Below are 2,377 nucleotides of genomic sequence, written 5' to 3'. Positions count from 1 at the left end.
ACCGCGGCGACCGCGATGAGCGACGCGATCGTGATCCCGGTGATCGTCGTGATCGGGATGGCGGCGTTGCGCAGGATATGCCGCTGGATCACCTGGCGGGCCGGGATGCCGCGGCTGACCGCGGTCTGCACGTGCTCGCGCTCGGCCTCCTGCCGGACCGAGGCCCGGGTGACCCGGGCGACGATGGCCAGCGACGCCGCGGCTAGGGCGATGGCCGGCAGGGTGAAGTGCCTGATGTTGTCCAGGAAGCTGGTGCCGTTCCCGAGCGCTGGGAACCAGCCGAGCTTCACCGCGAACACCATGATCAGCGCGATCGCGGCGACGAACGCCGGGATGGCCGCCGAGACTGCGGTCACCACCAGCACGCCGGTGTCGAGCGGCCCGGACCGGAGCCCGGACACGACGCCCAGGCCGATCCCCAGCACCACGATGATCAGGGAGGCGTACAAGACCAGCCCGGCGGTGGTCCAGATCCGGGACGCGATCAGCGTGGACACGTTCTCCCGGAGCGTGATCGACACCCCCAGGTTCCCGTGCAGCGCGTTGTCCAGCCAGTACCAGTACTGGGCGGGGAACGACTCGTCCAGGTGGTAATGCTGCTCCAGGACCTGGACGCTGCCCGGCGGCAGGGATTGCCCGCCCGACAGCGCAGCCAGGGGGGTCCCAGGCGCCAGGTACAAAGCGCCGAAGATCACGAAGCTCGCCACGAGCAGGCTGGCCAGCAACATGACCAGCCTGCGCGCGACGAAGCGCCAGCGCATCGCTCAGCCCGTCCCGCCCAGCTGGTCGGCCCAGGGCGAGAACAGGTAGGCGGAGGAGGCGATCGCGCCGCTGAGGCCGTGGCCGAGCACCAGCGCGGTGTCCGGCTGGACGTCGGGGATCCCCGGGAGTTGCTGCATCGTCAGCTGCTCGGCCCTGGCCACCAGCGCCGCCCGCCGGTCCGGGTTGGCCGTGCCGCGCGCCTGCTCCAGCGCCGCGGTGATCGCCGGGTCGTTGAAGTTGTCATAGTTCGCCGACCCGCCCGGCAGGTCGAACGCGGCCAGCAGCGCCGCCGGATCGGCGTCGTCGCCGAAGTTCACCCCCGGGAAGGCGTCGACCCCCGCCCTGAACTGGGGGGAGATGAAGAAGTCGATGAAGTCCTGGGCCGACACTGACCTCAGCGCGACCTTCAGCCCAATCGCCTGGGCCGCGGCCTGATAGGCGGCCGTCACCCCGGCGATCACGGCCAGCTGGCTGGTGGTGCCGAAGGTGATCGTCTTCCCGGTGTCCCCGGCCTGCTGGACCAGCTTCCTGGCTGCGGCGATGTCCTGGGTTAGCACCGGCGAGCTGCCGTACGCCCGGGCGAACACCGACTGGCCGTAGCCGAACGTGCCCGGGTTGGATACCCACCGCGGCAGCTGCGCCGCGCCCTGGTAAACCGAGTCGATGATGCCCTGCCGGTTCAGCGCCAGCGACAGCGCCCGGCGCACATTCAGGTTACCCAGCACGCCCTTGAGGCTGGCGATCTCCAGCACGTCGCTCGACCAGCCCGGACCCAGGTAGACGCGCACGGCTCCGCTGCCCTTGAGCTGATCCAGGGTGGGCAGCCCGACGCCGTAGTCCCCCTGGATCGCCCCGGTCAGCAAGCCCGCGGTCACCGACGTGACGTCGGGCACGCCCTTGAGGGTGATCTGCCCGACCAGCGGGCGGACCGAGGGATTCCAGTAGTGCGGGTTGCGGACCGCGACCACGCTCACGCCAGGTGTCCACGACTGGAGCATGTACGCGCCGGTGCACATGATCGACCCGGCCGGGGTGCCGTAGTCCTTGCCTTCCTTCTCGGCGAAGCTCTTCTCGATGATGATCCCCGGCATCGAGGAGAGTTCTCCTTCCAGCCAGTAGTCGGGCTGGGTCAGCTTGACCGTCACCTGGGCCGGGCTGGTCACGGTGACCGAGGCGATCCGGTCCAGCTGGACCGAGTAGTAGCCGCCGAGCTTGGGATTGGCCGCGCGGTCCAGGCTGTAGGCCACGTCGGCGGAGGTCACCGGGTGGCCGTCCCAGAATTTCACCCCCGGCCGCAGCGTGAACACCAGCGTGGTGGGCGACGGGTTCGAGACGGTGGCCAGGCCGGGCTGCAGCGACCCGTCGGGGGCCTGGCGCAGCAGCGACTCACACATCAGGGAGTCGGCCGTGTACTCCGGATAGGCCGCTGAGAAAATGGGGTCAAGCGAGATCACGTCGCGGTTGGTAGCCCAGACCACCGAGGACACTGGCTTGGTCCCCGCCGGGGTGACCGCGGCCAGGCCCGGGCCCGACGGGACATTGCCCGACGGGGTACGGCCCGGCGAGGAGGTCGGCCCGCCGGTGGACCCGGTGCAGGCCGCGACCACCATCGTGG

The 2,377-nt window shown here is 70.2% G+C and carries 2 protein-coding genes; both read right to left on the bottom strand.

Annotated elements, in window-relative coordinates:
* The coding region (locus tag WA805_RS17705; RefSeq protein ID WP_425242881.1) for an ABC transporter permease at positions 1-761 on the bottom strand (761 nt) is incomplete at its 3' end.
* A 3-nt stretch (positions 762-764) separates the two neighbouring features.
* Positions 765-2,377, bottom strand: a 1,613-nt coding sequence (locus WA805_RS17700) for an ABC transporter substrate-binding protein (protein WP_425242880.1), incomplete at its 5' end; no start/stop codon positions are given.

The organism is Trebonia sp., from assembly GCF_049794275.1.
Classification (GTDB): domain Bacteria; phylum Actinomycetota; class Actinomycetes; order Streptosporangiales; family Streptosporangiaceae; genus Trebonia.
The sequence above is the reverse complement of the archived record's forward strand: the minus strand, read 5'-3'. Positions and strand labels throughout refer to the sequence as shown.